21 protein-coding genes and 1 pseudogene are annotated in these 23,817 nt (G+C 40.7%); 2 read left to right on the top strand and 20 right to left on the bottom strand.

Features of this window, described 5'->3' with window-relative positions; all coding sequences use genetic code 11:
* From IEX94_RS19575 to IEX94_RS01085, 3 genes and pseudogenes are all read right to left on the bottom strand, one after another.
* Positions 1 to 351 (bottom strand): annotated as a pseudogene (locus tag IEX94_RS19575) (serine dehydratase beta chain); the annotation flags it as partial.
* Between the two features lie 285 nt (positions 352 to 636).
* The gene (gene fakA / locus IEX94_RS01090) at positions 637 to 2,298 is read right to left on the bottom strand and encodes a DAK2 domain-containing protein (protein ID WP_188855684.1); all 1,662 of its coding nucleotides are present in this window, start codon (positions 2,296 to 2,298) and stop codon (positions 637 to 639) included.
* 131 nt (positions 2,299 to 2,429) lie between these two features.
* The gene (locus tag IEX94_RS01085; RefSeq protein ID WP_156855497.1) at positions 2,430 to 2,792 is read right to left on the bottom strand and encodes an Asp23/Gls24 family envelope stress response protein; all 363 of its coding nucleotides are present in this window, start codon (positions 2,790 to 2,792) and stop codon (positions 2,430 to 2,432) included.
* Between the two features lie 287 nt (positions 2,793 to 3,079).
* On the opposite strand from IEX94_RS01085, the gene rpmB reads away from it, so the two are divergent.
* Positions 3,080 to 3,268 carry a 50S ribosomal protein L28 gene (gene rpmB / locus IEX94_RS01080; protein WP_156855498.1) on the top strand — a complete coding sequence of 63 codons (189 nt, stop codon included), beginning with the start codon at positions 3,080 to 3,082 and terminating at the stop codon, positions 3,266 to 3,268.
* A gap of 260 nt (positions 3,269 to 3,528) precedes the next feature.
* Here rpmB and spoVM read toward each other — a convergent pair whose 3' ends face one another.
* The 15 genes from spoVM to IEX94_RS01005 form a co-directional block, all read right to left on the bottom strand.
* Positions 3,529 to 3,639, bottom strand: a complete 111-nt coding sequence (gene spoVM / locus IEX94_RS01075) for a stage V sporulation protein SpoVM (protein WP_229782517.1) — start codon at positions 3,637 to 3,639, stop codon at positions 3,529 to 3,531.
* 12 nt (positions 3,640 to 3,651) lie between these two features.
* Positions 3,652 to 4,305, bottom strand: coding sequence for a thiamine diphosphokinase (locus tag IEX94_RS01070; protein ID WP_188855683.1), 654 nt, complete (start codon positions 4,303 to 4,305; stop codon positions 3,652 to 3,654).
* A 3-nt stretch (positions 4,306 to 4,308) separates the two neighbouring features.
* Positions 4,309 to 4,968 carry a ribulose-phosphate 3-epimerase gene (gene rpe, locus IEX94_RS01065; RefSeq protein ID WP_188855682.1) on the bottom strand — a complete coding sequence of 220 codons (660 nt, stop codon included), beginning with the start codon at positions 4,966 to 4,968 and terminating at the stop codon, positions 4,309 to 4,311.
* Between the two features lies 1 nt (position 4,969).
* Entirely contained in the window at positions 4,970 to 5,854 is an 885-nt protein-coding gene (gene rsgA / locus IEX94_RS01060; protein WP_188855681.1) for a ribosome small subunit-dependent GTPase A, read from the bottom strand.
* Positions 5,855 to 7,921, bottom strand: a complete 2,067-nt coding sequence (gene pknB / locus IEX94_RS01055) for a Stk1 family PASTA domain-containing Ser/Thr kinase (protein WP_188855680.1) — start codon at positions 7,919 to 7,921, stop codon at positions 5,855 to 5,857.
* Positions 7,918 to 8,676 carry a Stp1/IreP family PP2C-type Ser/Thr phosphatase gene (locus IEX94_RS01050; protein ID WP_188855679.1) on the bottom strand — a complete coding sequence of 253 codons (759 nt, stop codon included), beginning with the start codon at positions 8,674 to 8,676 and terminating at the stop codon, positions 7,918 to 7,920. The genes pknB and IEX94_RS01050 overlap by 4 nt, the downstream gene beginning before the upstream one ends.
* Positions 8,677 to 8,721: 45 nt before the next feature.
* Positions 8,722 to 10,071 (bottom strand): 16S rRNA (cytosine(967)-C(5))-methyltransferase RsmB, encoded by a 1,350-nt coding sequence (gene rsmB / locus IEX94_RS01045; RefSeq protein WP_188855678.1) that lies wholly within the window; start codon positions 10,069 to 10,071, stop codon positions 8,722 to 8,724.
* A gap of 1 nt (position 10,072) precedes the next feature.
* Positions 10,073 to 11,014, bottom strand: coding sequence for a methionyl-tRNA formyltransferase (gene fmt / locus IEX94_RS01040; RefSeq protein WP_188855677.1), 942 nt, complete (start codon positions 11,012 to 11,014; stop codon positions 10,073 to 10,075).
* Between the two features lie 40 nt (positions 11,015 to 11,054).
* Positions 11,055 to 13,463: a primosomal protein N' gene (priA, locus tag IEX94_RS01035; protein ID WP_188855676.1), complete on the bottom strand. Its 2,409-nt coding sequence runs from the start codon at positions 13,461 to 13,463 to the stop codon at positions 11,055 to 11,057.
* A complete protein-coding gene (gene coaBC, locus IEX94_RS01030; RefSeq protein WP_188855675.1) occupies positions 13,460 to 14,668 on the bottom strand; it encodes a bifunctional phosphopantothenoylcysteine decarboxylase/phosphopantothenate--cysteine ligase CoaBC in 1,209 nt (402 codons plus the stop codon). Before coaBC ends, priA begins: the two co-directional genes overlap by 4 nt.
* Before the next feature lie 166 nt (positions 14,669 to 14,834).
* Entirely contained in the window at positions 14,835 to 15,035 is a 201-nt protein-coding gene (gene rpoZ, locus IEX94_RS01025; protein WP_188855674.1) for a DNA-directed RNA polymerase subunit omega, read from the bottom strand.
* Between the two features lies 1 nt (position 15,036).
* A complete protein-coding gene (gene gmk, locus IEX94_RS01020) occupies positions 15,037 to 15,651 on the bottom strand; it encodes a guanylate kinase (protein ID WP_188855673.1) in 615 nt (204 codons plus the stop codon).
* A 59-nt stretch (positions 15,652 to 15,710) separates the two neighbouring features.
* The gene (gene remA / locus IEX94_RS01015) at positions 15,711 to 15,974 is read right to left on the bottom strand and encodes an extracellular matrix/biofilm regulator RemA (RefSeq protein WP_156855510.1); all 264 of its coding nucleotides are present in this window, start codon (positions 15,972 to 15,974) and stop codon (positions 15,711 to 15,713) included.
* A 91-nt stretch (positions 15,975 to 16,065) separates the two neighbouring features.
* Positions 16,066 to 16,947, bottom strand: coding sequence for a YicC/YloC family endoribonuclease (locus IEX94_RS01010; RefSeq protein ID WP_229782516.1), 882 nt, complete (start codon positions 16,945 to 16,947; stop codon positions 16,066 to 16,068).
* Between the two features lie 821 nt (positions 16,948 to 17,768).
* Entirely contained in the window at positions 17,769 to 20,426 is a 2,658-nt protein-coding gene (locus IEX94_RS01005) for a cation-translocating P-type ATPase (protein ID WP_188855671.1), read from the bottom strand.
* A 94-nt stretch (positions 20,427 to 20,520) separates the two neighbouring features.
* On the opposite strand from IEX94_RS01005, the gene IEX94_RS01000 reads away from it, so the two are divergent.
* The gene (locus tag IEX94_RS01000) at positions 20,521 to 22,230 is read left to right on the top strand and encodes an Rqc2 family fibronectin-binding protein (protein WP_188855670.1); all 1,710 of its coding nucleotides are present in this window, start codon (positions 20,521 to 20,523) and stop codon (positions 22,228 to 22,230) included.
* Between the two features lie 207 nt (positions 22,231 to 22,437).
* Here the strand turns inward: IEX94_RS01000 and IEX94_RS00995 are convergent, their stop codons facing one another.
* Together IEX94_RS00995 and IEX94_RS00990 are read right to left on the bottom strand one after the other, a co-directional pair.
* Positions 22,438 to 22,860 carry an organic hydroperoxide resistance protein gene (locus tag IEX94_RS00995; protein ID WP_188855669.1) on the bottom strand — a complete coding sequence of 141 codons (423 nt, stop codon included), beginning with the start codon at positions 22,858 to 22,860 and terminating at the stop codon, positions 22,438 to 22,440.
* Between the two features lie 60 nt (positions 22,861 to 22,920).
* Entirely contained in the window at positions 22,921 to 23,781 is an 861-nt protein-coding gene (locus IEX94_RS00990; protein WP_188855668.1) for a LysR family transcriptional regulator, read from the bottom strand.
* Positions 23,782 to 23,817: the final 36 nt, after the last annotated feature.

Here is a 23,817-nt window from a genome sequence, read left to right as displayed (position 1 = left end):
CGCCACCAATTGAAATTCCGACCAGTTCTAACTTGTCTTTATCATCACCTTTTTTGAGTTATCTTCAATAAATTCAATTTCCAATCCATTTTCTTTTGCAATAGTTAAAGCTTTGCTCATCCTGACGTCATCTGTTGCAAATCCAAGTAATCCACCTGCAAGTGCAAAATCTGTTCCATGGCCTTTGTACGTTTTGGCGAAAGATTCATAGAGATAGATTTTCGCCCATGTTGGCTGTTTTCCAAACAAATTCCGTGCAGCAAGCCCAATTCGCGCAGCTCCTGCCGTGTGTGAGCTTGATGGCCCAATCATCACCGGTCCAATAATATCGAATACGGAATTATATTTCATCTTAAACACCGCCTTTTATCGACTACTCATTTCCACTCCAATTATAGCAAAAAAGCTTACAGCATGCATAATACAGTAAGGTTTCTCTACTCAAGGTACGCAGTTCCCGATACATCTCGCTTTCTGTAGGCGACCGGGTTACTCTTCGGGCTAAGCACTAAAGTCTCACTTAGGCCAAAGGATGTTCTGGTTATGGCGCTCGTCACAGGACGTGATCGTTCTTATGGTGGAATAAAAAACCGCATCGTACCGGGGTGGTTTGGTAGATGCGGTTGGTGATTTGGTTTATTCGACTGCGAAAATATAGGAATAGATTGGCTGTTCTCCGTTATGGATTTCAATCTCTATATCTTCAAAGTACTCTTCAACATAAGCTTCAATCTCAGCGACTTCTGTTTCTGTAACATCTTCACCATAAAGAATAGTCAAGATTTCATCGTCTTCTGTAATAAGTTCGTTTAATAACGATTTGACAGCTTCTTGTTTCTTTTCGTTGGAAGCAATAATCTTACCATCTTCAATTGCCATAAAGTGATCTTTTTCAATTGTTATCCCATCAATTTGCGTATCACGAACGGCATACGTAATTTGACCAGTTTTCACTTCTTTACTAGCCGCCTCCATCGCTTCCTGGTTTGCTGCTAACTCAGCTTCAGGATCAAAGACAAGCATGGCACTGATCCCCTGAGGAATTGTTCTTGTCGGAACAACAGCGACATTTTCGTCCGCGATGTCTGCTGCCTGCTCAGCTGCCATTTGGATATTCTTATTGTTTGGCAGAACGAGTACATTTTTGGCATGGGCTTTCGTTATTGCTTCTGTAATATCCTTCGTACTCGGATTCATTGTTTGTCCACCCTCAATAACTACCGTGACCCCGAGGCTTTCAAACAACGCTTTAAGTCCAGCCCCCATAGTAACGGTAACAATACCATACTCGGCTTTTTCTTTCGGTGTGTTTGTTTTTTCTTTGTTGCTAACAATCGCACTATGCTGTTCACGCATATTTTCGATCTTCATGTTAATCAAACTACCGTAGCGCTGTCCGAGTGTTAAACAATCTCCAGGCTGTTCGGAATGAACATGAACTTTAACAATTTCATCGTCGGAAACAACAAGTAAGGAATCCCCTATTTCACTTAATGTTTCACGGAATTCCTCTTCATTATATGGATGGTCTTTTAGTTTATCGTCTTCAAATTTAACCATAAACTCTGTACAATATCCATAAACAATTTCAGATGTATCCATGAAATCTTGCGTTATTTTATGATGTTCCGCATTGACAAGATCTTCCATCTCTACTTCAACCGTTTCTGCTGGAAGTTCTTCCCCTTTAAGCGCTGCTAGGAATCCTTCATAAATCGTAACTAATCCCTGTCCTCCCGAATCAACAACACCAACTTCTTTTAAAACAGGAAGTAAATCCGGTGTACGCTTTAAGGATGCTTTCGCTTCAATTAAGATTTTCTCCATGAGGGCGATAATATCTGTTTCCGTCTTAGCAATTTCTACTGCTTTATTAGCTGCATCTTTTGCAACAGTAAGGATTGTTCCCTCTACAGGTTTCATTACTGCTTTATAGGCTGTAGTCACTCCAGCTTCGAATGCATGGGCAAAGTCTTCTGCTTCCAATGTTTCTAAATTTTCCATTCCTCTACCAAATCCGCGGAAAATTTGTGACAGGATAACACCTGAGTTTCCTCGCGCACCCATCAATAAACCTTTAGCAAATGCATTCGCAATAACAGAAACATCGTCTGAATCCGTTTGCTTCACTTCATTTACACCTGAGGTCATTGATAAGTTCATATTTGTTCCCGTATCCCCGTCCGGTACCGGAAACACATTTAATGCGTCGATTTTTTGTGCATTGTTCGATAGGTGATGTGCTCCGGAGAGGATCATCTGTGTTAACAGACTACCATTTAACTTATGTATAGTCACCATACTTCCTCCTTAAATAAACCATGCCTAACTCCTGTTAACTGCTCATACGGTCAGGTAACTGTTCAGTAACTTGTACGAAAACAGCAAAGAGGAGATTAACAGGCGTTAGCAATTCCATGTAGTTTTCCTTAATCGTTAGACACTCGGACTCCTTGGATGTATATATTTACCGAGTCAATAGATAGGCCTAATGATTGTTCCAGTGTATATTTCACTTGAGACTGCACATTGCTCGCAACCTCAGAAATTTTCGTGCCATAGCTTACGATGATATATAGATCGATATGCAATTCTTCATCTTCCTGCCGGACTACGATACCGCGGGAATAGTTTTCTTTCCGTAAAATTTCAGCGATCCCATCACGTATTTGACTCTTGGATGCCATACCTACAATCCCGTAACATTCTACAGCTGTACCTCCGGCAATCGTTGCGATGACATCATTTGTGATTGTAACTTGACCATCGTTTGTGTGAAGTTCAATGGACATGAGGATCCTCCTTCATGATTTCAATTTCGTAAAAATAAAATAATTAATAAAGCCTCGTCCTATACTAACTTATAAAGCATAAGGCTATTCTACTACAATCCACCTTTTTTTAAAAGTGAATGTGTGATTTACAAGCCGTTATTTTCTCTTCTTACAATGGCGGATTTTTTTCTATCTGTCAAGCAATTTTTCTTTGCAGTAAAAAAAGTTTCGTTGCATTCTTGGTTAACTTGTGGTAAATTATATAAGTATGAAATTGATATTTGGTATAGTAAGGAGGGAATGTCATGGCTAGAAAATGTGTTGTAACTGGACGTAAAACGAGCAGCGGAAATCTACGTTCTCATGCTATGAACTCCAACAGACGTAAATGGAAAGCAAATGTACAAAAAGTACGTATCATGGTAGATGGTAAACCAAAACGTGTATATGTATCCGCACGTGCTTTGAAATCAGGTAAAGTAGAGCGCGTATAATCGCATGGGCTCCATGATAAATTGTATACATGTACAACCCCAAAAAAGTACTCTAATTTTAAGAGTGCTTTTTTATTTTGCCCAAATTCCAACTTGGTAAACTAATCTTTCTGTTCAGATCCGCCCCCCTCCCCACGGAAGGCGAGAGGTGTCGGGACTGCGCATCTCCAGTAGCAAACGGTTGTGCACATTCTAAATTAATCAAGTCTCTAAAGCAAAAAACACAGCTTCTGTCGCGCAATGGACAAAAGCCGTGTTTTTTATTTATCTTTTTTAAATACACCCATGACCACTTTCACAAATCCACCAATAAACCTTGGGAGCTTAATCGTATAGAATTTAATAGGTTCCCCCTCCTTCGTACAAACCAAGCTTCACGCCTCTTAAGAATCTCTACTCTTTATTAATAATAATATGCCTCGTCTGTACGAAAAATTCCCACTTTCATGAGATAGTTCATTGGAGATGCAAAGTGTTGATCCCCAGGTGATTGTTTCATTCTCTAACGGATAATAAAAGCCATTTAGCGTAATGCCTTCCACAACCTCACTGAATGGAACGAAAGAAACATACGGATAATCAGGGTCTCTCTCTATTGTATGTGTTCCCGGTTTCGTTAAGACTAATTGATTTTGTCTATCAATAATTTTGCCGATTATCCCTTTTTCTAGAATTCGGTATAATAACTGGATATTTATTAATTCATGATCTTTCCTTCCGGCTGTCACCCCGAATAAAAGAATTGTTGCCGGTTGAAGTTGAAAAGCTTTGTTTAACGCTAGTTCTAAATCTGTTTCATCTTTCTCACTTGGCAGCTTATTAAAATTACTTACCTTTTCCCGGATGAGTTCCATTTCTTCTGCCGTAACAGAATCAAAATCTCCCACTGCATCATGAATTTCTAAGCCAGAACGAAGAATATGGAGAGCGCCACGGTCCGCGCCGATCCATAAATCCACTGTATGCTTATAAATGGTGAGATCTGGCAATGCTTCTCCCGGGCCACTGCCTACAATTCCAATTGTGAGGTGATTCATGTATTATTCATTCCTTGTCGCATCAACAATTGCTTTAATTGCTTGTTTTCTATCTGGCTGGCTGAAAATAGCACTACCAGCGACAAGTACGTCTGCACCTGCATCTGTACAAATTTTTGCAGTGCCTGTGTTGACTCCGCCATCCACTTCAATTTCAAAGGAAAGACCCATTTCTTTCCGCAAGCTGTCAAGCTGACGAATCTTATTCACCGTCTCTGGGATAAATTTCTGACCACCAAAGCCCGGGTTTACTGTCATGATTAGTACCATATCAATGTCTTTTAGGATTGGTAACAAGAGTTCTGCAGGAGTTGCCGGATTAATTACTACCCCCGGCTTTACGCCATTATCCCGTATTAATTGGATCGTGCGGTGCAAGTGGGTGCATGCTTCCTGATGAACCGTTATAATATCCGCTCCAGCCTTTGCAAATGCAGGGATATACTGATCTGGATTTTCAATCATTAAATGGACATCAAGCGGGAGTTCTGTTACCGGTCGTATCGCCTCGACAATTAATGGGCCAATCGTAATATTAGGAACGAAATGGCCATCCATCACATCAACGTGAATATAATCAGCGCCATATGTTGCGACTTCCTTAATTTCATTACCTAATTGAGCAAAATCAGCAGATAAAATAGATGGTGCAATTTTTACCATGTTAATACCTCGGCTTTCTCAACATAATTTCTTCTAAAAATCTTACATAATTTCCGTAACGTGATGCGGCAATTTCTCCTGTTGAAACTGCTGCTTTTACTGCACATTTAGGTTCTTTCAGATGCATACATCCCCTAAATTTACAGTCTCCCAATCGTTCGCGAAATTCAGGGAAACAATAAGATAATTCATTTGCTTCCAATGTATCGAATTCAAGGGAGCTAAAACCCGGCGTATCTGCAACAAGACCATTATACATTTCGAGCAATTCAACATGTCTTGTTGTATGTCTCCCTCTTCCAAGGCTTTCAGATATCTCACCCGTCTTTAAATCAAGGGAGTCATCAAGCATATTAAGAATAGATGATTTTCCAACACCGGACTGACCAGCAATAACAGTAATATGATCCTTGAAATAGTGCTCGAGAACATTAAAGCCTTGCCCGTCCTTCATAGATAGCAGCTCTGTACGATAACCAATATTCTCGTATAATTTGCGGTACGATTCCATTTTTTCTTTTTCTGCGGCAGATGTTAAATCCATCTTTGTAATAAAGATGACTGGTTGAATGTCTCTCGACTCGATAAGTACTAAAAAACGATCTAATAATGTCTCATTGAAATCAGGTGCTTTAGCAGAAGTAACGATAATCGCTTGTGTTATATTGGCAATCGGCGGCCGTACCAGCTCATTCGAACGGGGCTTAATTTGCATGATATATCCTTCATTTGGGTCTTCATACTCGAAGGTCACAAGATCACCGACGAGAGGGGTAATATTCTGGTTACGGAATACCCCTCTCCCGCGGCACTGATAAATTGACCCGTCTTCTGTCTTCACATAATAGAAGCCGCTTAATGCTTTAATAATTCTGCCTTCCTCCATTTAGTCACCCTCTTCATAAGATACTACATCCTTCGTCACAATTTCATCGTCTCTCGTAACGATATATTCCGCTTCGTCATTGTAAGCAATGAGAAGTGTGAAAGTTACCGGAGTATCTTCCGTAATTGTTAATTCTTCATAAACATCGGAAACATTGTTATTCACGTCACCAATATAAATACGTACCGTCTGTTCTACCGGCTCTTCTGATGTCTCCTCTTCTTCCGTACCTTCCTCTCCTGTTTCATCATCTTCATCCTCGCTATTTCCTGTGTAAGGAACAGTAAGCGTGATACGGTGGGAGGTTGGTGGTATTTCACGTGGACCGGTGGAAATGTATACATCAACGGATGCTCCTTCTTCCAGTTCAGTTCCGGACTCAGGTGATTGTCGGATTACCTTGCCTTCTTCTACATTATCCGAATTCTCTTCATGTTTTGTGAACACAAGATTATTCTTTTCCAAATAATCCCTTGCTTCTTTCTCTGTCATACCCGTTAAATTATTCAAACTGATCAGCTCAGGACCAATACTCACTTCGAATATTACCCGGGTTTCACTCGGGATGACTTCTGTATCTGGTGAGGGCTGGAGTTGATTCGTAATTTCTCCTGATGGACGATCGGAATGTTTTTCAACGGTGAAAATATTCTCTGGATCGAATCCTTCCCCTTCTAAAATCTGCATCACTTGATCGATATCTTGTCCGACATAATCCTCCATCGGAAAATGTTCTTTCCCTTCGCTTACAGTTAATGTAACCGTTGATTCTTCTTTCACCGTGCGTCCAGCAGACGGACTCATGGAAATAACATGTCCCTCTTCAACTTCATCAGAAAATGTAAGTTCTTGCTCAACAATAAGATTCAAATTCTCTAGTTGCTCTTTTGCATCCTCATATTCTTCTCCCACGACGTCAATAAGCTCAACATCTTTTGGCAACAAAATTCCAGGAACAAAAAATAACACAACAACAGTAGCCGCAAGCAAGACGAAGAGTATACTTATCGTGAGCAACCACTTTTTCTTCCTGCTTTTCTTCTTCTTTTCTTTCGGCTTCTTGCCTTTCTTTTTATTTCCTTTATCATCCGTTTTTGGAGGATAAGATTTCGTTGTATTATTCGGCTTACTAACGATTGTTTCCTCATTTTCCGAACCATGAAACTGATCGTCGGTTATAATTGGAATCGCCCGCGTTTCTTCACCGGCTTCTACTGGCGGTTCGTAAGGCGCTTCGTTCAGCCGGTCCGGATCAAGTGCATGGTTGACTGCATCTTCAAGTTCATAGATGGACTGGTAACGGTGGAACGGGTCTTTTGCAGTTGCTTTTAATACGATATTTTCTACACTCTGTGGTATATCTGGATTATATTGTCTCACGGATGGTGTTTTACTTTGTAAATGTTTCAAAGCAATCGACACGGGTGATTGACCGGAAAAAGGCAAGCGACCGGTTAATAACTCGTAAAACAGAATCCCAATCGAATAAATATCTGATTTTTTCGTTGCCATACCGCCTCTTGCCTGTTCAGGAGATAAGTAGTGGACAGAGCCGAGAATGGAATTCGTCTGAGTGAGTGAAGTGGCACTTAACGCAATCGCAATTCCAAAGTCCGTAACCTTTGCTTGACCAAAACTGTTCATCAGAATATTTTGCGGTTTAATATCCCGATGGACAATATCATTATCATGGGCATGGGCAATAGCTGATATGATTTGCTTGACAATATCTACCGCTTCATTGACCTCAATCGGACCTTGTTGTTGTATGTATTCTTTCAATGTTAAACCGTCAACATATTCCATCACCATATAAAGATTGTCTTCTTCTTCCCCAACATCAAAGATATTTACAATATTAGGATGAGTCAGGCTCGTTGCAGCTTGTGCCTCCCTGTCAAAGCGGGTGGTAAATTCCGTGTCGTTAATATACTCATTCCGGAGTGCTTTAATGGCAACATCACGCTCTAGGATTGTATCACGCGCAAGATAAACCTCCGCCATACCACCGCTACCAATCTTTTTGATGATTTTGTAGCGTTCATTTAATAGCTGGCCTTGTCTCATTCCGTTTCACCCGCTCTCACTGCCTGTTCATGGTGTATAAGCGCGATCGAGATGTTGTCCTCTCCACCACGCTCGTTTGCAAGACCAATCATTTCTTCACCTATTTCCTGCAAAACAGCTTGTTTAGACAGGATATCTTCTATTTCTGCATCCATTAGTTTATTGGTCAACCCATCAGAACATAGTAGCAGTTTATCTTCCACTTCCCAACCAATTGTCTGAATCTCACATTCTGTCATTGCCTCTGTTCCAAGTGCACGTACTAAAACATTTTTCCTTGGATGGTAGGCTGCATCATCGGGTGAAATTTGTCCGGCACGAAGCAATTCATTAACTAACGAATGATCCTCAGTAAGTTGCTTTAGCTTTCCGTCATTATATAAATAGCAACGACTGTCTCCAATATGGGCGATCGTGATGAATTCATCTGTGCAGGCAGCAAGAACAACAGTAGTGCCCATTCCTTCAAGCTCTACTTGTTCTTTTGCTTCCGTATAGACGACGTCATTCGCTTCTTTTACTGTCTCCGTTATCCAAGCTTCCAGTTCCGTTGCCTGTTGAAACTGGACTTCTTTTTCCCATTTCTGTTGAATGAAATTTGTCGCAAGTTCGCTCGCAACTTCTCCGGCAGAATGACCTCCCATCCCATCAGCGACGATTGCGAGCACTTGGTTTGCTTGATTATAAAAGATGCCGCCTGAATCTTCGTTATGGCTTCGCACTTTGCCGACATCCGTTATAAAGTATGCTTCCATGTTGACCCCCCTTTAATCTGACTTCCTATTACAATTAGAATTACGTCAAGTTCCTTTCTTTAAACGGGTAAGAAAGAAACCGTCCGTGCCAAAAGTCTGCGGAAAAAGCTGAAGTCCATATTCAGTGACACCGATGGAAGACTGTAATTCTTCCGGAAGCTCCTTAAAGAAATCGCCATCGACTGTAAAAGCAGGATTTTCCTTAAGAAAGCTTTTTATCACTTGTTCATTCTCCATTTTTTCAATCGTACATGTGCTGTAGACGAATAAACCATCATCCTTAAGTAAATCAGCAACATGATTGAGAATATCAAGCTGGATTGTGTGCAGCCTTTCAATATCTTGCTCTGACTTTTCATATTTGATCTCCGGCTTACTGTTGATTACTCCAAGTCCTGAACAAGGTGCATCAACAAGAATCCGGTCAAAGCTTGCTTCAGCGTATTTTTCTTTTAATTTACGAGCATCATGAGCCGTTGCATGGATGATAGAGAGTCCTAACGTTCTTTGCTTTTCCTCAATGAGCTTCACTTTCTTCTTGTGCAGGTCATGGGCATATACAATTCCTTCGTTAAGCATTTTCTCCGCTATATGTGTTGCTTTCCCGCCTGGAGCACTGCAGGAATCGAGAACATCCATTCCGGGTTCAGGTTTTAACATCTCGGCAACTAACATCGAGCTTTCATCTTGGATCGTCAGTTTTCCTTGAGTAAATAATTTACTTGACAGCACATTCCCTTTCTCAATTTGAATGCCTTGCTTTGAAAAAAGAGAAGGTTTTACAGTAAATCCTTCCTGTTCCAATTCAGCCATCGCTGCTTCACGGGAAATTTTTAATGGTTGAATACGGACGGACATCGACTTCTCTTTTAAATTTGCTCGGCAGATTGCTTCAGCTGTTTGGAAGCCATACTGCTGAATCCAGCGGTTCACAAGCCATTCAGGATGACTTGTCTCAACGGAAAGTCTCTTCAGCGGATCTTTTATCTCAGCTAAATCGCGTACACCATTTCGCTGAATATTCCGGAGAACCCCATTGACAAAACCTTGGATGCCACGATGCCCTTTTTTCTTCGCAATTTCAACTGCTTCATGAATAACCGCATGGTCTGGAATCTTATCTAAATAAACCATTTGGTAGACGGACATCCGTAATAGCATTCTTACCCAGTCGTCGATTTTTTTATTCGGGTCAACATACTTGGAAAGATAGTAATCAAGCGTCATTTTCCTTTCCAATGTTCCGTAGACAATCTGTGTTAAGAGTGCTTCGTCTTTCGGATTCAGTTCATTTTTCTTTATTTCTTGATTGATTAATAAATGACTGAAGCCATGGTCCTTTTCAATCCGTACTAATAATTCCAGTATCAAGTTTCTTAGTCTAGTTGTCTTCATCTTATTCTCCTAAACGTACGCCGACTTGAATTCGCTCGACTGACCCTTGAAGATAATCTTTGACAAGCATCCTTGTTTTACCTGCTGGTTGAATTTCCGTAATTCGAATTCCTTTTTTATCCCCGCAAACGACAATGAAGTCAGCTTGGTCATTTTTAGCGACGATTTCCCCGGGCTTTCCTTCATATGTTTTCCCATCGGTTTCACCCCACCATATCTTCATTGTTTTACCAAGATAGGTCGTGTAAGCAACCGGCCATGGATGTAAGCCACGAATTTGATTGTAAATTTCCGTACTGCTCTTATTCCAATCAATCCATTCATCTTCTCGTTTAATGTTCGCTGCGAACGTCGCCTGTTCTTCTTCCTGCGGGATTGGTGTCAGCTGTCTGTTAAACAGTTCTGGGAGTGTTTCGATTAATAACTTAGAACCGGCTTCCGATAATTTATCATGAAGGGTACCGACATGGTCCCGGGCAGCAATTGGTACGGTGACTTGTGCCAGCATATCACCCGCATCGAGTTTCTCGACCATATACATAATGGTGATCCCTGTTTCTTTTTTACCTTGAATAATGGCATGGTGAATCGGTGCCCCGCCCCGTAATTCCGGTAGTAAAGATGCATGGACGTTAATACAGCCGAACGGTGGTGCTTCGAGCAGTTCATTCGGAAGTAATTGTCCATAAGCCGCTGTCACAATAACATCCGGATTTGCATCAATTATTGCTTGATAATCTTCTCGCAATCGTTCTGGCTGGAACACCGGCAGCCCCAGATCTTCTGCAGCCTGCTTCACTGGGGAAGGCGTAATAATTCGTTTTCTCCCCTTTGGTCTGTCGGGCTGGGTCACTACTAAAACTATTTCGTACTCCTCGCGGGCAAGCGCGTGAAGAATTGGTACAGAAAAGTCCGGTGTCCCCATAAATACGATTCTTTTCATTTTTTTACCTACTTTCTAATCTATCTATGATGTGGTTATATTACATCATCTGATAAGGTTGCATATCAACAATAACTTGTAAGTCATGTTTTTGAATCTGTTCTTTAAAGTTGTTTGTAACTTCTTGAATAAAAGTACGTAACTCAGGTTCGTGCTTGTATTTTATCATGCATTGGTAACGATATCTATCCTTAATGCGCGGGATTGGTGAAGGTGTCGGTCCAAGGATGATAGTTTCTGGACCAACTTTCATCAATAATTGTTGAACGAACTGCTGTGTAGCTTGTACAACTTGTACATGGTTCTCATGCGTAATCGTTATGAGCGCCAGATAATAGTAAGGAGGATAGCGAAACGCTCTTCGCATCGCCATTTCTTTTTTATAAAAGTCTTCAAAGTTATACTCACTTGCAAGTTCGATACTATAATGATCCGGTGTGTAGGTTTGGACAATGACTTCTCCAGGTAAATCATGCCTCCCTGCACGACCGCTTACTTGGGTAAGAAGCTGAAACGTCTTCTCAGATGACCTGAAATCAGGTAAGTGTAGCATGGAATCGGCCGTGAGCACCCCAACCAATGTGACATTTTCAAAATCGAGCCCTTTTGCAATCATTTGCGTTCCTAAAAGAATATCTGCTTTATGTTCACTGAACTCACGAAGCAGCTTTTCATGAGCACCTTTTCTTCTCGTCGTATCCACATCCATCCTGATCACTCGGGCTTCGGGGATTAATTGGGTGAGTGATTCTTCCACCCGTTGTGTCCCTGTACCAAAGTAACGGATCAAATCACTGGAACATTCTGGACACACGTTTGGGACTGCTTCTTCATACGAACAGTAATGGCATTTCAGCAAATGGCTGTTCTTATGATAGGTTAAGGCGATGTCACAGTGTGGGCATTCTTTTACATGCCCACAGTCCCGGCACATAATAAAGGTCGAGTATCCTCTCCTGTTTAAGAGAAGGACAATTTGTTCACCTTTTGCAATACAATCTCTTATTTTCTCCATGAGCAAACGCGAAAACATCGTTCGATTCCCTGCGTGGAGCTCGCTTCGCATGTCGACGGTAATGACTTCAGGCAGCGGTTTATCATTCGTCCTTTTCGTGAGCGTGGCTAATTTATATACTCCTTTTGCGGCTCTCGCATAGGATTCAAGGGTCGGAGTGGCGCTCCCAAGAACGACTGGAAAGTTTTGATCCATCCCTCTTTTAATTGCAACATCCCTTGCATGATAACGTGGTTGATCTTCTTGCTTATAGCTTGTCTCATGCTCTTCATCAATAATGATAATCCCGAGGTTTTCAAATGGGGAAAAGATAGCGGAACGGGCTCCGACAACAACTTGCACTTCTTTGCGTTGGATTTTCCGCCATTCATCAAATTTCTCACCCGCTGACAACGCACTGTGCATGACAGCTACATTTCTCCCGAATCTACCCTTGAATCGTTTCACCATCTGAGGTGTCAGGGAAATCTCAGGGACGAGCACAATCGCTTCTTTCCCTTTTTTAATTACTTCTTGAATCGCTTGTAAATAAATTTCCGTTTTCCCGCTGCCGGTTACACCATGCACAAGGATCACTTCATGTTCATTATTTTCAATACTTGCTAGGATTGGTTCAATCGCTTGTTGCTGTTCGGGCTTTAGCGGAAGCGGATCTGTTCGTTCGATTGCATCATCATTATACGGGTTCCGATATGTTTCTTTTTGGTATGTATCTAGAAGTCCTTTATCAATTAATGCCTTCACCGTGCTTGTTGTCGTTCCTATCGTTTGCAGTAATGATTTCTGTTTAATCTCCTGCGGGTTCTCAATGAAAAATTCAATAATTGCCCGCTGCTTCCTTGCAGATTGGGACAAATCATGTAAAGCTTCTTCCAATAAATGAATTTCCTTTTTCGGATACACGAATGTTTCAAATTTCTTTGTGATCTTCGACTTAACGATATAATCGATCTGGACTTCCCCTGCATCTACTGCTTTTTTTAAATGTTGATAGTTTAACGCAGAGGCTTCAAATTCTTCAAATGGAATAACATCCCGACCTTGGAACAGATCTTCCAGCTCATCTGACAATACTTCGCCGCTGAGACGATTGATCTCTTTCTTATACTTCGACTTGAGTACTTGGGGAAGCATCACTTGTAGAGCAACAATTGAAAGGGATAGAGTTCGATGAGCTAACCATTTACCTAAATCAAGCAATTCTTTTGTAAGAACGGGAACTAAGTCTAGCACTTCTTCAATAGGTTTTAACTTATTAAAGGATGACGTATCCGTGATTTCTACTACAAAGCCCATAATTTTCCTTGGACCAAACGGAACAATAACACGCATCCCCGGAGTTAGCACATGCGTGAAACGGTCTGGTATTTCATAATCAAAGGTTTGGTCGATGGCAAAAGAAGGCACATCGACGATTACTTTTGCTACGTTCAATCTAACTCATCCTTCATATCACGAATAATAAGTTTCCATAAATTTTCTGCAATTGCTTTTTTCGATGCAAGTGGTAAGTTTTCTTCTTCCAGCTTACGATTTAAATACGTAACGATGTTTGTATCGCCTGCAAAACCTGCTCCTTCAGAAGAAACATTATTAATCACAATAGCATCAAGATTTTTCTTTTCTAATTTACCTTTACCGTATTCAAGAACTTTTTCGGTCTCTGCTGCAAACCCAACAAGAAATTGGTGCTGCTTCTCCTCTCCAAGAGACTGGAGAATATCCTTTGTCCGTTCCATTTCTATAATAAGGTCATCGCCTGATTTTTTAACTTTTTCTTTAAAAGTTTGTTTCGGCCGGTAATCCGATACAGCTGCGGCTTTTATTACAATATCACTTTCTGGGAAAAATCGATGGATTGCCTGATACATTTCTTCTGCGGAGACAACATCGACCCGTTTAATACCACCGTTCTTCATCTGATTACCTGTAGGTCCCGCTACAACCGTCACTTCTGCACCGAGTTCTGCTGCAGCTTCAGCTAAGGCAAAGCCCATTTTTCCTGATGAACGATTAGATAAGAAACGGACTGGGTCAATGACTTCCCGTGTAGGTCCAGCAGAAATCAAGACGCGTTTTCCTTTTAAAGGCTCGTCGTTTTGTTGATGGTCCTCGATCACTTCGATAATTGTTTCCGGTTCTTCAAGCCTACCTTTCCCAACATAGCCACAAGCTAAATAACCGGCACCTGGTTCAATAAAGTGATATCCCCACTCATTTAATTGCTGCATGTTCTCAACTACGGCAGGATTTGCATACATATGCACATTCATCGCAGGAGCAATATACACTTCCGCCCGGGTTGCAAGCAGAGTAGTGGACAGCATATCGTCTGCAATCCCGTTTGCTAGCTTTCCAATAATATTGGCTGTTGCTGGGGCGATTATCGCAATCTCTGCCCAATCAGCTAAGTCAATATGGGCAATCTTTTCAGGATCTTTTTCGTCAAAAGTATCTATATATACAGGGTTTCGGGATAAGGCTTGGAAGGTGAGCGGAGAAACAAATTTCGTTGCATTTTCCGTCATCAAGACTCTTACATTCGCACCTTTTTGTGTCAACTTACTCGTAAGCGCACAAGCCTTGTAAACAGCGATCCCACCAGAAACCCCCAACAAAATATTCTTTCCTCTAACCACACAAAAACCCCCTTCTCAACTCCCTTAAGTTTAACATATTTAACAACAAAAGCGGAAGCGTGCGCATAGGGACGTACAAACTGGAATACTAATGAGATAAAGGAGACACGGTGAAGGACGTATGGACATTTCAAAAAGAAAAAACCCCGCTATAAAAGCGAGGCGTTTATTCTTCTTCCGCAATATACAATTTTCCAGCCGCAATTTCTTCTAGTGCCACCCCAACAAACGTGTGGGAAGATGGCTCTTCAACCATCGATTTTTTATTTTCAGCCAACTGTCTTGCTCGTCTTGCAGATAGTGTGACTAATTCATACTTTGAATAAATTTTTTCCTGTAACTGGTCAATGGATGGTTCTAGCATCATGTCAATCTACCTCCAATATTTTTCTATATAGCTTCTCCACTCGTTCTCTTTTCATATGCTCCGCTTTAATAATCGCTTTTACTCGGTCCACGGCTAGATCGACGTCATCATTTACGACGACATAATCATAAGCATGCATCATTTCAATTTCATTACGGGCCTCTTTTAACCGGTTGATGACAAGGTCTTCCGTTTCCGTACCACGGCTTACGATGCGGTTCTTTAATTCATCAAGACTCGGAGGAAAGAGAAAAATAAAAACTCCTTGCGGGAAGTTATTTTTCACCTGTAAAGCTCCTTGGACTTCAATCTCAAGAAATACGTCTTTTCCCTTTGCTAATGTTTCCTCAACAAAAGCTTTCGGTGTCCCATAATAATTATTAACATATTTCGCGTATTCTAAAAGTTCGTTATCTGTAATCATTTGCTCGAATTTTTCTTTCGAACGATAAAAATAATCCACGCCTTCCACTTCACCCGGTCGCATATTCCTAGTCGTCATGGAAATGGAGTATTGTAAATCTGTCTGCTCCTCAAAAAGCCTTTTTCGAACAGTTCCTTTTCCAACACCAGATGGTCCTGAAAGGATAAATAATATACCTGATTCATCCTTCAATTGCTCTTCCTCCTAATACAAACTTACTCTATAAAGAAATCACCTTATGTACGAATGATTTATGATTCCTCCGTTACTTCCTCATGGTTCATGACTCGTTGCCCGACCGTCTCTGGTTGGACTGCAGATAAAACGACATGATCACTATCCGTAATAATGACCGCTCTCGTTCTTCTGCCATATGTAGCATCAACTAACTTATTGTTATCCCTTGCAACCGAAATAATCCGTTTAATAGGAGCTGATTCCGGAGATACAATAGAAATGATTCGATTAGCTGAAACAACATTACCAAATCCTATATTTATTAACGTAAGATTCACTTTCGTTCCCCCTCTGTCAGCAAAACCCGTCTGATATCTATTATACTTTAATCTAACAGATATTTATACTTATATCCAATCAAATCTTTAATTACTCGATATTTTGTATCTGTTCTTTTATTTTCTCTATTTCTGTTTTCAATATAACATCAAGCTCATTGATTTCCGCTGCTGTAGCTTTTGAGCCGATCGTATTTGCTTCCCGGTGCATTTCCTGACAGATGAAGTCAAGCTTCCTACCGACACTGCCTTCTTCCTTTAACGTATTTTTCATTTGATTGATATGGCTATGCAGTCTCGTTAATTCTTCGGTAATATCGCCTTTTTCAGCTAGTATGGCAACTTCTTGCATTATCCTTGCCTCGTCAATTGTACTGTACTCAGCAAGATGCTTGGTAATCCTTTTACTGATTCTTTCGCGGTAGGTTTCAATTACTTTCGGACGGACATGCTGCGAGTGGTTCATCGTATCCTCTAATACTTGTAACCGCTCCTCTAAATCTTGCTCAAGGAAAGCTCCTTCCGCTCGTCTCATTTCCAAAAGTTTTCTACATGATTCTTCCATCGCTTGTAACAGGATAGTCGTTAATGTTTCATCTTGCATCTCTTCTTCCTCAACGATAAATATATCTTCCAAATTCACTAATTGCTCGATATTCAGTTCACCTTTAACTGGATAGTGTTGCTTGATTTCTTCGACGCGGTCAACATACTGCCCCAGTATTTCCCAGTCTACATGCACGTTTTTGTGAATCGATCCTTGACCTTGTATCGATATATATACTTCAATTTTACCTCGTTTAAAATAGTTTTTTATAACTTTCTTGAGTTTTTCTTCGAGGTAATAAAAGCTGCGCGGCATTTTTAACGTAATATCTAGGAATCGGTTATTAACAGAGCGCATTTCCACTGTTATCTGGTATTCTTCTTGTTCAATTACTTGTTTTCCAAAACCTGTCATACTTGAAAGCATTTTAATCACTACCTTTTCATGAACGGTATTCTTATGTACTCATCCTAAAATACAAAAGTAATTCATTTTTATCAAGTACCCGAAAATATTTGAGACATGTACTTAGACGCAATTACTTAAATAAAAAGTTCTCCAATATGAACTGGTGATCACTTTCATTCAGCGTAAGTGTTTTGTGCATTCATTTTATTAGCGTTCTAATTACCGTTCAGTTGCCCGGCGGACGGATGCTTTCCACGGGCACGGCCTCAGCCTCCTCGGAAGAAAACCGCTTCCTGCGGGGTCTTCGGACTCGTGCTTTTCCCGTAGGAGTCTCCGTCCGCCGGGCAACTGAACTGGTCTAAAGGATTATTTTAAAAAGAAATTATTCCGTTATGATAAGGATTGTACTTCTGGAATATTAAACAGTAATCCAAATCACGGCCTTTACTCGGAGCAGTCCAGACACCTCGAGACTCCAGCAGGAGGATAGGCATAGGTGAGACCCCTTAGTGCTAAGCCCGAGGAGGCTCACCAGCCGCCTGCGGAAAGCGAGAGGTGTCTGGACTGCGGACCTCCAGGAGAAGGTTGCACTTACGCTGAATGAAAGTAGTCAGTAGTTTTTTCGGTTACCTTTTGAAAGGGAATTAAAGGTAAAACGAACTAAGTTTAGAACCTTGTCTATAATTATAATGAATCGTCAGTTTTACTAATTTTTCCTTAAGATAACTATTTCAGGCAAAAAAGTTGAGTTATGTATACCTTACCACGATTTCTTATTTCTGTAATGAAACATACCCGGATTCTTCTTGCAACAGTGCAAGAGGAAAACCGGGCAGGATTTATTTCTTCGTATAAGCGAATAGAATCGTCGGCAATAAACTTAACACAAGCACAATCAGCCAATCTAATACTCCAAGTGCAGTAGTATGGAATATTGGTTGAAGTGGTGGCCAATATACGACAATGAGCAATAGCAGGACAGATGAAAGAACGGCAAATAGTAAATATTTATTTTCAAAGGGATTCCGAGCAAAAATGGATTTTTCACTCCGACATTCAAATACATGAATGAGCTGTGCCATGACAAGTGTAGTAAAGGTCATCGTCCGTGCATAAGTGAGATTATCCGGATCATTATGATAGGCGAACAGGAAAGCAATTAAAGACACGAGACCGATCAAAATACCTCTACTGACGATTTTATAACCAAGACCTCTTGCAAAAATACCCTCTCTCGGATTACGCGGCTTTCGTTTCATAACATCTTCCTCGGATGTATCCATACCGAGTGCCATTGCCGGCAATCCATCTGTTACAAGGTTTACCCACAGTATTTGCACTGGGACAAGTGGCAGTGGCATTTTAAGCATGACAGCAAATAGCATGACAAGGATTTCTCCAACATTCGAGGCTAGTAAATAGCGAATGAACTTCCGGATATTCTCATAGATATTCCTTCCTTCATCAATTGCTGCTTTGATCGTTGCAAAGTTATCATCCATCAGAACGAGGGATGAAGCTTCTTTCGTTACATCGGTCCCGCTAATCCCCATACTAATGCCGATATCTGCAGCTTTGATAGATGGAGCATCATTCACGCCGTCCCCTGTCATAGCCACAACATGTCCTCTGCTCTGGAAAGCTTTTACAATTCTTAGTTTGTGTTCCGGGGTTACTCTAGCGAAAACATAAATCTCTTCAATTTGTTTTTCCAATTCTTGCTGGTTCAACTGATTTAATTCGCTTCCAGACACGACACGCCCCGATTCAGGGAGTAATTCCAGTTCTTTTGCTATTGCAGTAGCAGTATTCGCATGATCTCCAGTGATCATTACTGTCTTGATTCCAGCTTGTCTACAAGCAAGGATGGCTGGTTTTACTTCTTTACGCGGAGGATCGATCATCCCATATAATCCGATAAAAGTTATTTCTGTTTCTAGGAACGCGGCATCATCAAGCAGCTCACCTTTTTGTAGAGGACGCATACCGATTCCAATAATCCTTAAAGCATCACTTGCCATCCGCTCTATTGCTTGATTGAATTTATCTTTCCCCGTTAAATCAAGGACTTTTCTACCATCTTTCGTTAAATAGAACGAAGACCTAGGCAGCAATACATCAGGTGCTCCTTTTACGATGAGGAAACGTCTGCCATTCTCATCTTCCACAACGACACTCATCCGCTTTCTTTCCGAGTCAAAAGGAAATTCCTTCACTAACTGATATTCCGCTTTTATTGCTTCATTTAATCCGAATTTCCGAGCTGCGACAAGTAAGGCTCCATCAACGGGATCGCCATCGATTGTATATTGTCCATCTTGTAACTTTAAATTTGCCTGATTACAAAGAATGCCGTAACGAAGCATCGCATCCAAGTTCGGATGATCCCCATCGACAGTTTGATCTCCATTCAAAATTTCTCCATTAACCTGGTAACCTTCTCCTGTTAAATGAAGGAATTCTCCGTTCAGATAGAGCTTCTTAACGGTCATCTGATTCTCCGTCATCGTGCCCGTCTTATCTGAACAGATTACCGAAGCAGAACCTAATGTTTCAACGGAAGATAGCTTGCGAACAATCGCTTTCCGTTTAATCATTCTTTGTACACCGAGGGATAGAGCAACAGTTACAATTGCTGGTAAGCCTTCTGGAATCGCTGCCACTGCTAAGGAAACGCCAGCTAGAACCATATGATAAAGCGGTCTACCCTGTAAAATTCCAAGAATAACAACCAATGCAGTGAGGAGAAATGCGACGATGATTAAAACTTTACCTAATTCCGCTAATTTCCGTTCGAGCGGTGTCATAATCTTCTTCGTTGTCATTATTAAGGATGCAATTTTACCCATTTCTGTCTGCATGCCTGTCCTTGTGACAATACCAATTCCTTGTCCCTTCGTTACTAAAGTACCCATGAACGCCATATTCAGCTGGTCCTGCGGGTCGAGATCGGTCTCCGTCATAGCCTGTCCAATTTTGGCGACGGGTAAGGATTCACCAGTCAACGCTGATTCCTCAATTTCTAGACTGTTCGCTTCCACAATTCGGATATCTGCGGGGATTCGGTCACCGCTTTGTATTCTCACTATATCCCCTGCAACGAGTTCACGTGAATTTATTTTATGCCATTTCCCATTTCTTTTCACATTACTTAAAGGTGCTGATAATTGTTTAATTTTCTCAAGGGAATCCTCCGCTTTCTGTTCCTGAAAATAGCCGATGCACCCATTTACAAGTACGATAATCATAATCGCTATCGCATCGACATATTCACCGAGCAAACCGGCAATTAATGTGGCCCCTAATAGCACGAGGACCATGAAATCCTGAAATTGCTTCAGAAACAGCAGCCAGCGGGATTGCTTCTTCTGGGCATCAAGTTCGTTCGCTCCAAATTTCTTTCTTCTTGCTTGTACTTGTTCTTCAGTTATTCCTTGTGGGATAGTAACCTGTAATTTTTTCTCGACCTCATCTATATCTAATTGATACCATTTCATCAGCATTCCTCCAACCCTTTACTAATCCACTTCTACCCCATCTATATGCCGTACTCGTTCAATTAATGCTATAATTTACAATGAGGTGATTGATATGCCATTTGACGGTATTGTTACACGAGCAGTAACAAATGAATTACAAGATCTATTACTACCGGGGAAAATTTCAAAGATCTACCAACCGACAGCCCAAGAACTTATTTTTACGATTCGGAGTCAAGGAGTTAACCAAAGCCTACTCTTTTCCATACATCCAACGTATGCACGGATCCATATTACAAAGGACAGTTACATCAATCCGAAAGAGCCGCCGATGTTTTGTATGGTGCTTAGAAAGCACCTTGGTGGCGCAACGATAAATTCGATTGAGCAAGATCGTTTGGAACGCGTCATAACTTTTTCTTTTACTACAAGAAATGAAATCGGTGACCAAAGTGAGAAACAGTTAATTGTTGAGCTGATGGGAAGACATAGTAATATCATTCTCGTTAACGAAGAGACAGGGAAAATTATTGACAGCATGAAACATATTTCCATGGCACAGAACCGCCATAGGACCATTCTTCCAGGACATGACTATATTAAGCCGCCTGAGCAAGATAAGTTGAATCCATTAGAAATTGATGGTGAGGATCTAATTAAACGGATTGATTTCAATGCTGGTAAAATAGACAGACAACTTGTCCTGCATCTTACGGGCTACTCTCCTTTTATCACGAAAGAAATTGTGAGAAGGGCTAAACTTGGTGATATGTCCGTTTATAAGGATAAGTTTGAAGAAATTAACCACGACGTGATTGCAAATAACTTTCAACCGACAATCTATATAAATGATCGTGAAGATTACCATGTTATAGAAATTACAGTAGACAAACTAACAAAACAAAATTTCAATTCGGTAAGCGAGATGCTAGACAGCTTCTATTCCGGAAAAGCCGAAAGAGACAGAGTGAAGCAACAAGCGAAAGATCTTTCCCGCTTCATCCGTAATGAAATAAATAAAAACGAACGGAAATTAAAAAAACATTACCAAACATTGAAAAAAGCTGAAAAAGCGGATGTCTACCAAAAATACGGCGAACTGCTGACCGCTCATCTCCATCTTGTAAAGCCAGGAGACACGGTTGTAAAAGTAATCGATTATTATGATCCGGAACAGAATGAAGTGGAAATCGAACTTAATCCGCAAATTTCACCTAGTGAAAATGCCCAGCGCTTCTTTAAGAATTACCAAAAGCTGAAGAATTCACGAAAAATTGTTCAGACAGAAATTAAAAAAACGCAAGAAGAAATTGATTACTTTGATCGGCTGCTACAACAGATTGATGTGGCTGGGGAAGAGGATATTGAGGAAATTAGAGAAGAACTTAGGGATGAAGGGTATTTAAGAAAACAACGGACAAAAAGCCGGAAGAACAAGGTTCACAAACCGGTACCGGAAACATTTATCGCTTCTGATGGAACGGAAATTCTTGTTGGTAAGAATAATAAACAAAATGAGTATTTAACGATGAGGCTCGCACGCCGCGATGAGATTTGGCTGCATACGAAGGATATACCGGGCTCACATGTTGTTATTCGGCATACAGACCCCAGTGAGGAAACGTTACTCGAGGCGGCGAAACTTGCAGCTTATTTCAGCAAGTCACAAAATTCCTCCTCGGTTCCAGTGGATTACACGTTGATTCGTCATGTGAAAAAACCAAACGGGGCGAAACCAGGCTATGTCACCTACGACAACCAAAAAACCCTATTCGTCACCCCCTCCGCCAAATTCGTAGAGCAACATCGACAGAAAAAGTAATTTTTCGACACTGAATACATTTATACTACTCCAATTGATTCGATATGAATGGAAAACAAATTAAAGTGTATCCTGGGATCCGATACGTTGAGACTCTATCTTGGACTTCCGGTAGAACGTTCTAACCCTATATGTAAATCTAGGTGATCAGACACAGAAAAGGATTATTCCTTATGAGAGGGAATAATCCTTTTCTGTGTGTATTAGTTATTCTACTGCTTGTGGAACTAGTTTGACATCAACATTTCCTCTTGTTGCTTTGGAATAAGGACAAGCTTGATGTGCCGCTTGAACTAGTTCCTCGGCATCTTCTGGGCTGACACCGCTGATTTTAACTTTCAACGTCACGCCTATTTTATTGCCACCATCACTTTCGTCCTTCATAAAACTAACCTCAGCAGTCGTTTCCGAATCAATCCGTTTATCTTTTTTGGAGGCAATGAGGTTCAATGCCCCGTCAAAACAAGCGGAATATCCAGCCGCAAATAATTGCTCTGGATTCGATCCTTTCCCATTCTTATCCTGCAAGGGATTAACAAGTTCAAGGTCTAGTATGCCATCCGAAGATTGCACATGACCTTCCCGTCCATTTTTAGCTGTTGCACTTGAAGTGAAGAGTACATCACTCATTAACTACCACTCCTTTTCTAATATAGTATATATCTTCCACATTTATAGAAAGATAAAACATTATAGAAATATAGTAGCAGTCAATGCTTCAATAAAATGATTCACTTGTGGCAGTTGTCTTGAATCTTCCTGATAACAAACCCATGTATCACGAGTGACGCTTTTTCCATCCAACATGAGAGGAAGATGCGGATATTCTTCCATCATGGAATCCGAAACACTCTTGGGCAGAACCGCCATACCTATTCCCTGCTTCATGAATTGCTTACACGTCTCAATTTGATCTACCGTCATCGTCTTCAGCGGTTTAATTGATGCTTGCTGATAGTAAAGCCAGTTATCAACTAATTCATGCATACTATCATCACTTTTAAATGAAATCAAAGGCCTTTCCTTCACACCATCTTCTGGAAATGGTTCAGTGTCAAAAATATAAAGAGGGTCGGCAAATAGACGTATACAGGTACTTTCCTTTAATTTATCGCCTCGGATAATGCAGACATCGTAATTTTTATGATCAAGTCGAATATCTTCACTAATACCTGTTACTAGATCGATAGCAACTTTTGGAAACTGATTTGTGTATGCTCCTAAAATCTTTGGTAGAAAGCGTTGACTAATTAGTGATGAACAGGCGATTGACAGTGTTCCATGTACTTCTTTACTAGACTTTGCAAGTTTATTTAATATATATTCTTCTCTCTCGATTACCTCTTTTGCGTGCTCTAAAATAATTTCACCTGCTGGAGTAAGTTTTAAACGTTTGGATGTTCTTAAAAATATTTGTACTCCGAAATATTCTTCAATGTATTTTAAGCGCTGGGTAACGGCCGGTTGTGAAATGAGCACAACCTTTGCAGTGCCACGAATCGTGCCAATTTCATTTAGTTTGATCAATAGTTCATAGTCCGTTATTTTCATGTTAACACCCTTATTTGATTTGGATACATCTATTAT

Source organism: Oceanobacillus indicireducens, from assembly GCF_014647195.1.
GTDB lineage: Bacteria > Bacillota > Bacilli > Bacillales > Amphibacillaceae > Oceanobacillus > Oceanobacillus indicireducens.
The sequence above is the reverse complement of the archived record's forward strand: the minus strand, read 5'-3'. Positions and strand labels throughout refer to the sequence as shown.

What these genes read in the sequence shown, in the direction of transcription:
- IEX94_RS01085 (WP_156855497.1), bottom strand. Translation starts at nt 2,792, where the DNA reads ATGTCCATTGAACTTCACACAAACGATGGTCAAGTTACAATCACAAAT.
- rpmB (WP_156855498.1), top strand. Translation starts at nt 3,080, where the DNA reads ATGGCTAGAAAATGTGTTGTAACTGGACGTAAAACGAGCAGCGGAAAT.
- IEX94_RS01070 (WP_188855683.1), bottom strand. Translation starts at nt 4,305, where the DNA reads ATGAATCACCTCACAATTGGAATTGTAGGCAGTGGCCCGGGAGAAGCA.
- rpe (WP_188855682.1), bottom strand. Translation starts at nt 4,968, where the DNA reads ATGGTAAAAATTGCACCATCTATTTTATCTGCTGATTTTGCTCAATTA.
- rsgA (WP_188855681.1), bottom strand. Translation starts at nt 5,854, where the DNA reads ATGGAGGAAGGCAGAATTATTAAAGCATTAAGCGGCTTCTATTATGTG.
- pknB (WP_188855680.1), bottom strand. Translation starts at nt 7,921, where the DNA reads ATGAGACAAGGCCAGCTATTAAATGAACGCTACAAAATCATCAAAAAG.
- IEX94_RS01050 (WP_188855679.1), bottom strand. Translation starts at nt 8,676, where the DNA reads ATGGAAGCATACTTTATAACGGATGTCGGCAAAGTGCGAAGCCATAAC.
- rsmB (WP_188855678.1), bottom strand. Translation starts at nt 10,071, where the DNA reads ATGAAGACAACTAGACTAAGAAACTTGATACTGGAATTATTAGTACGG.
- fmt (WP_188855677.1), bottom strand. Translation starts at nt 11,014, where the DNA reads ATGAAAAGAATCGTATTTATGGGGACACCGGACTTTTCTGTACCAATT.
- rpoZ (WP_188855674.1), bottom strand. Translation starts at nt 15,035, where the DNA reads ATGATGCTAGAACCATCCATTGACCAGTTACAGGAAAAAATTTATTCA.
- IEX94_RS01010 (WP_229782516.1), bottom strand. Translation starts at nt 16,947, where the DNA reads ATGCTTTCAAGTATGACAGGTTTTGGAAAACAAGTAATTGAACAAGAA.
- IEX94_RS01005 (WP_188855671.1), bottom strand. Translation starts at nt 20,426, where the DNA reads ATGAAATGGTATCAATTAGATATAGATGAGGTCGAGAAAAAATTACAG.
- IEX94_RS01000 (WP_188855670.1), top strand. Translation starts at nt 20,521, where the DNA reads ATGCCATTTGACGGTATTGTTACACGAGCAGTAACAAATGAATTACAA.
- IEX94_RS00995 (WP_188855669.1), bottom strand. Translation starts at nt 22,860, where the DNA reads ATGAGTGATGTACTCTTCACTTCAAGTGCAACAGCTAAAAATGGACGG.
- IEX94_RS00990 (WP_188855668.1), bottom strand. Translation starts at nt 23,781, where the DNA reads ATGAAAATAACGGACTATGAACTATTGATCAAACTAAATGAAATTGGC.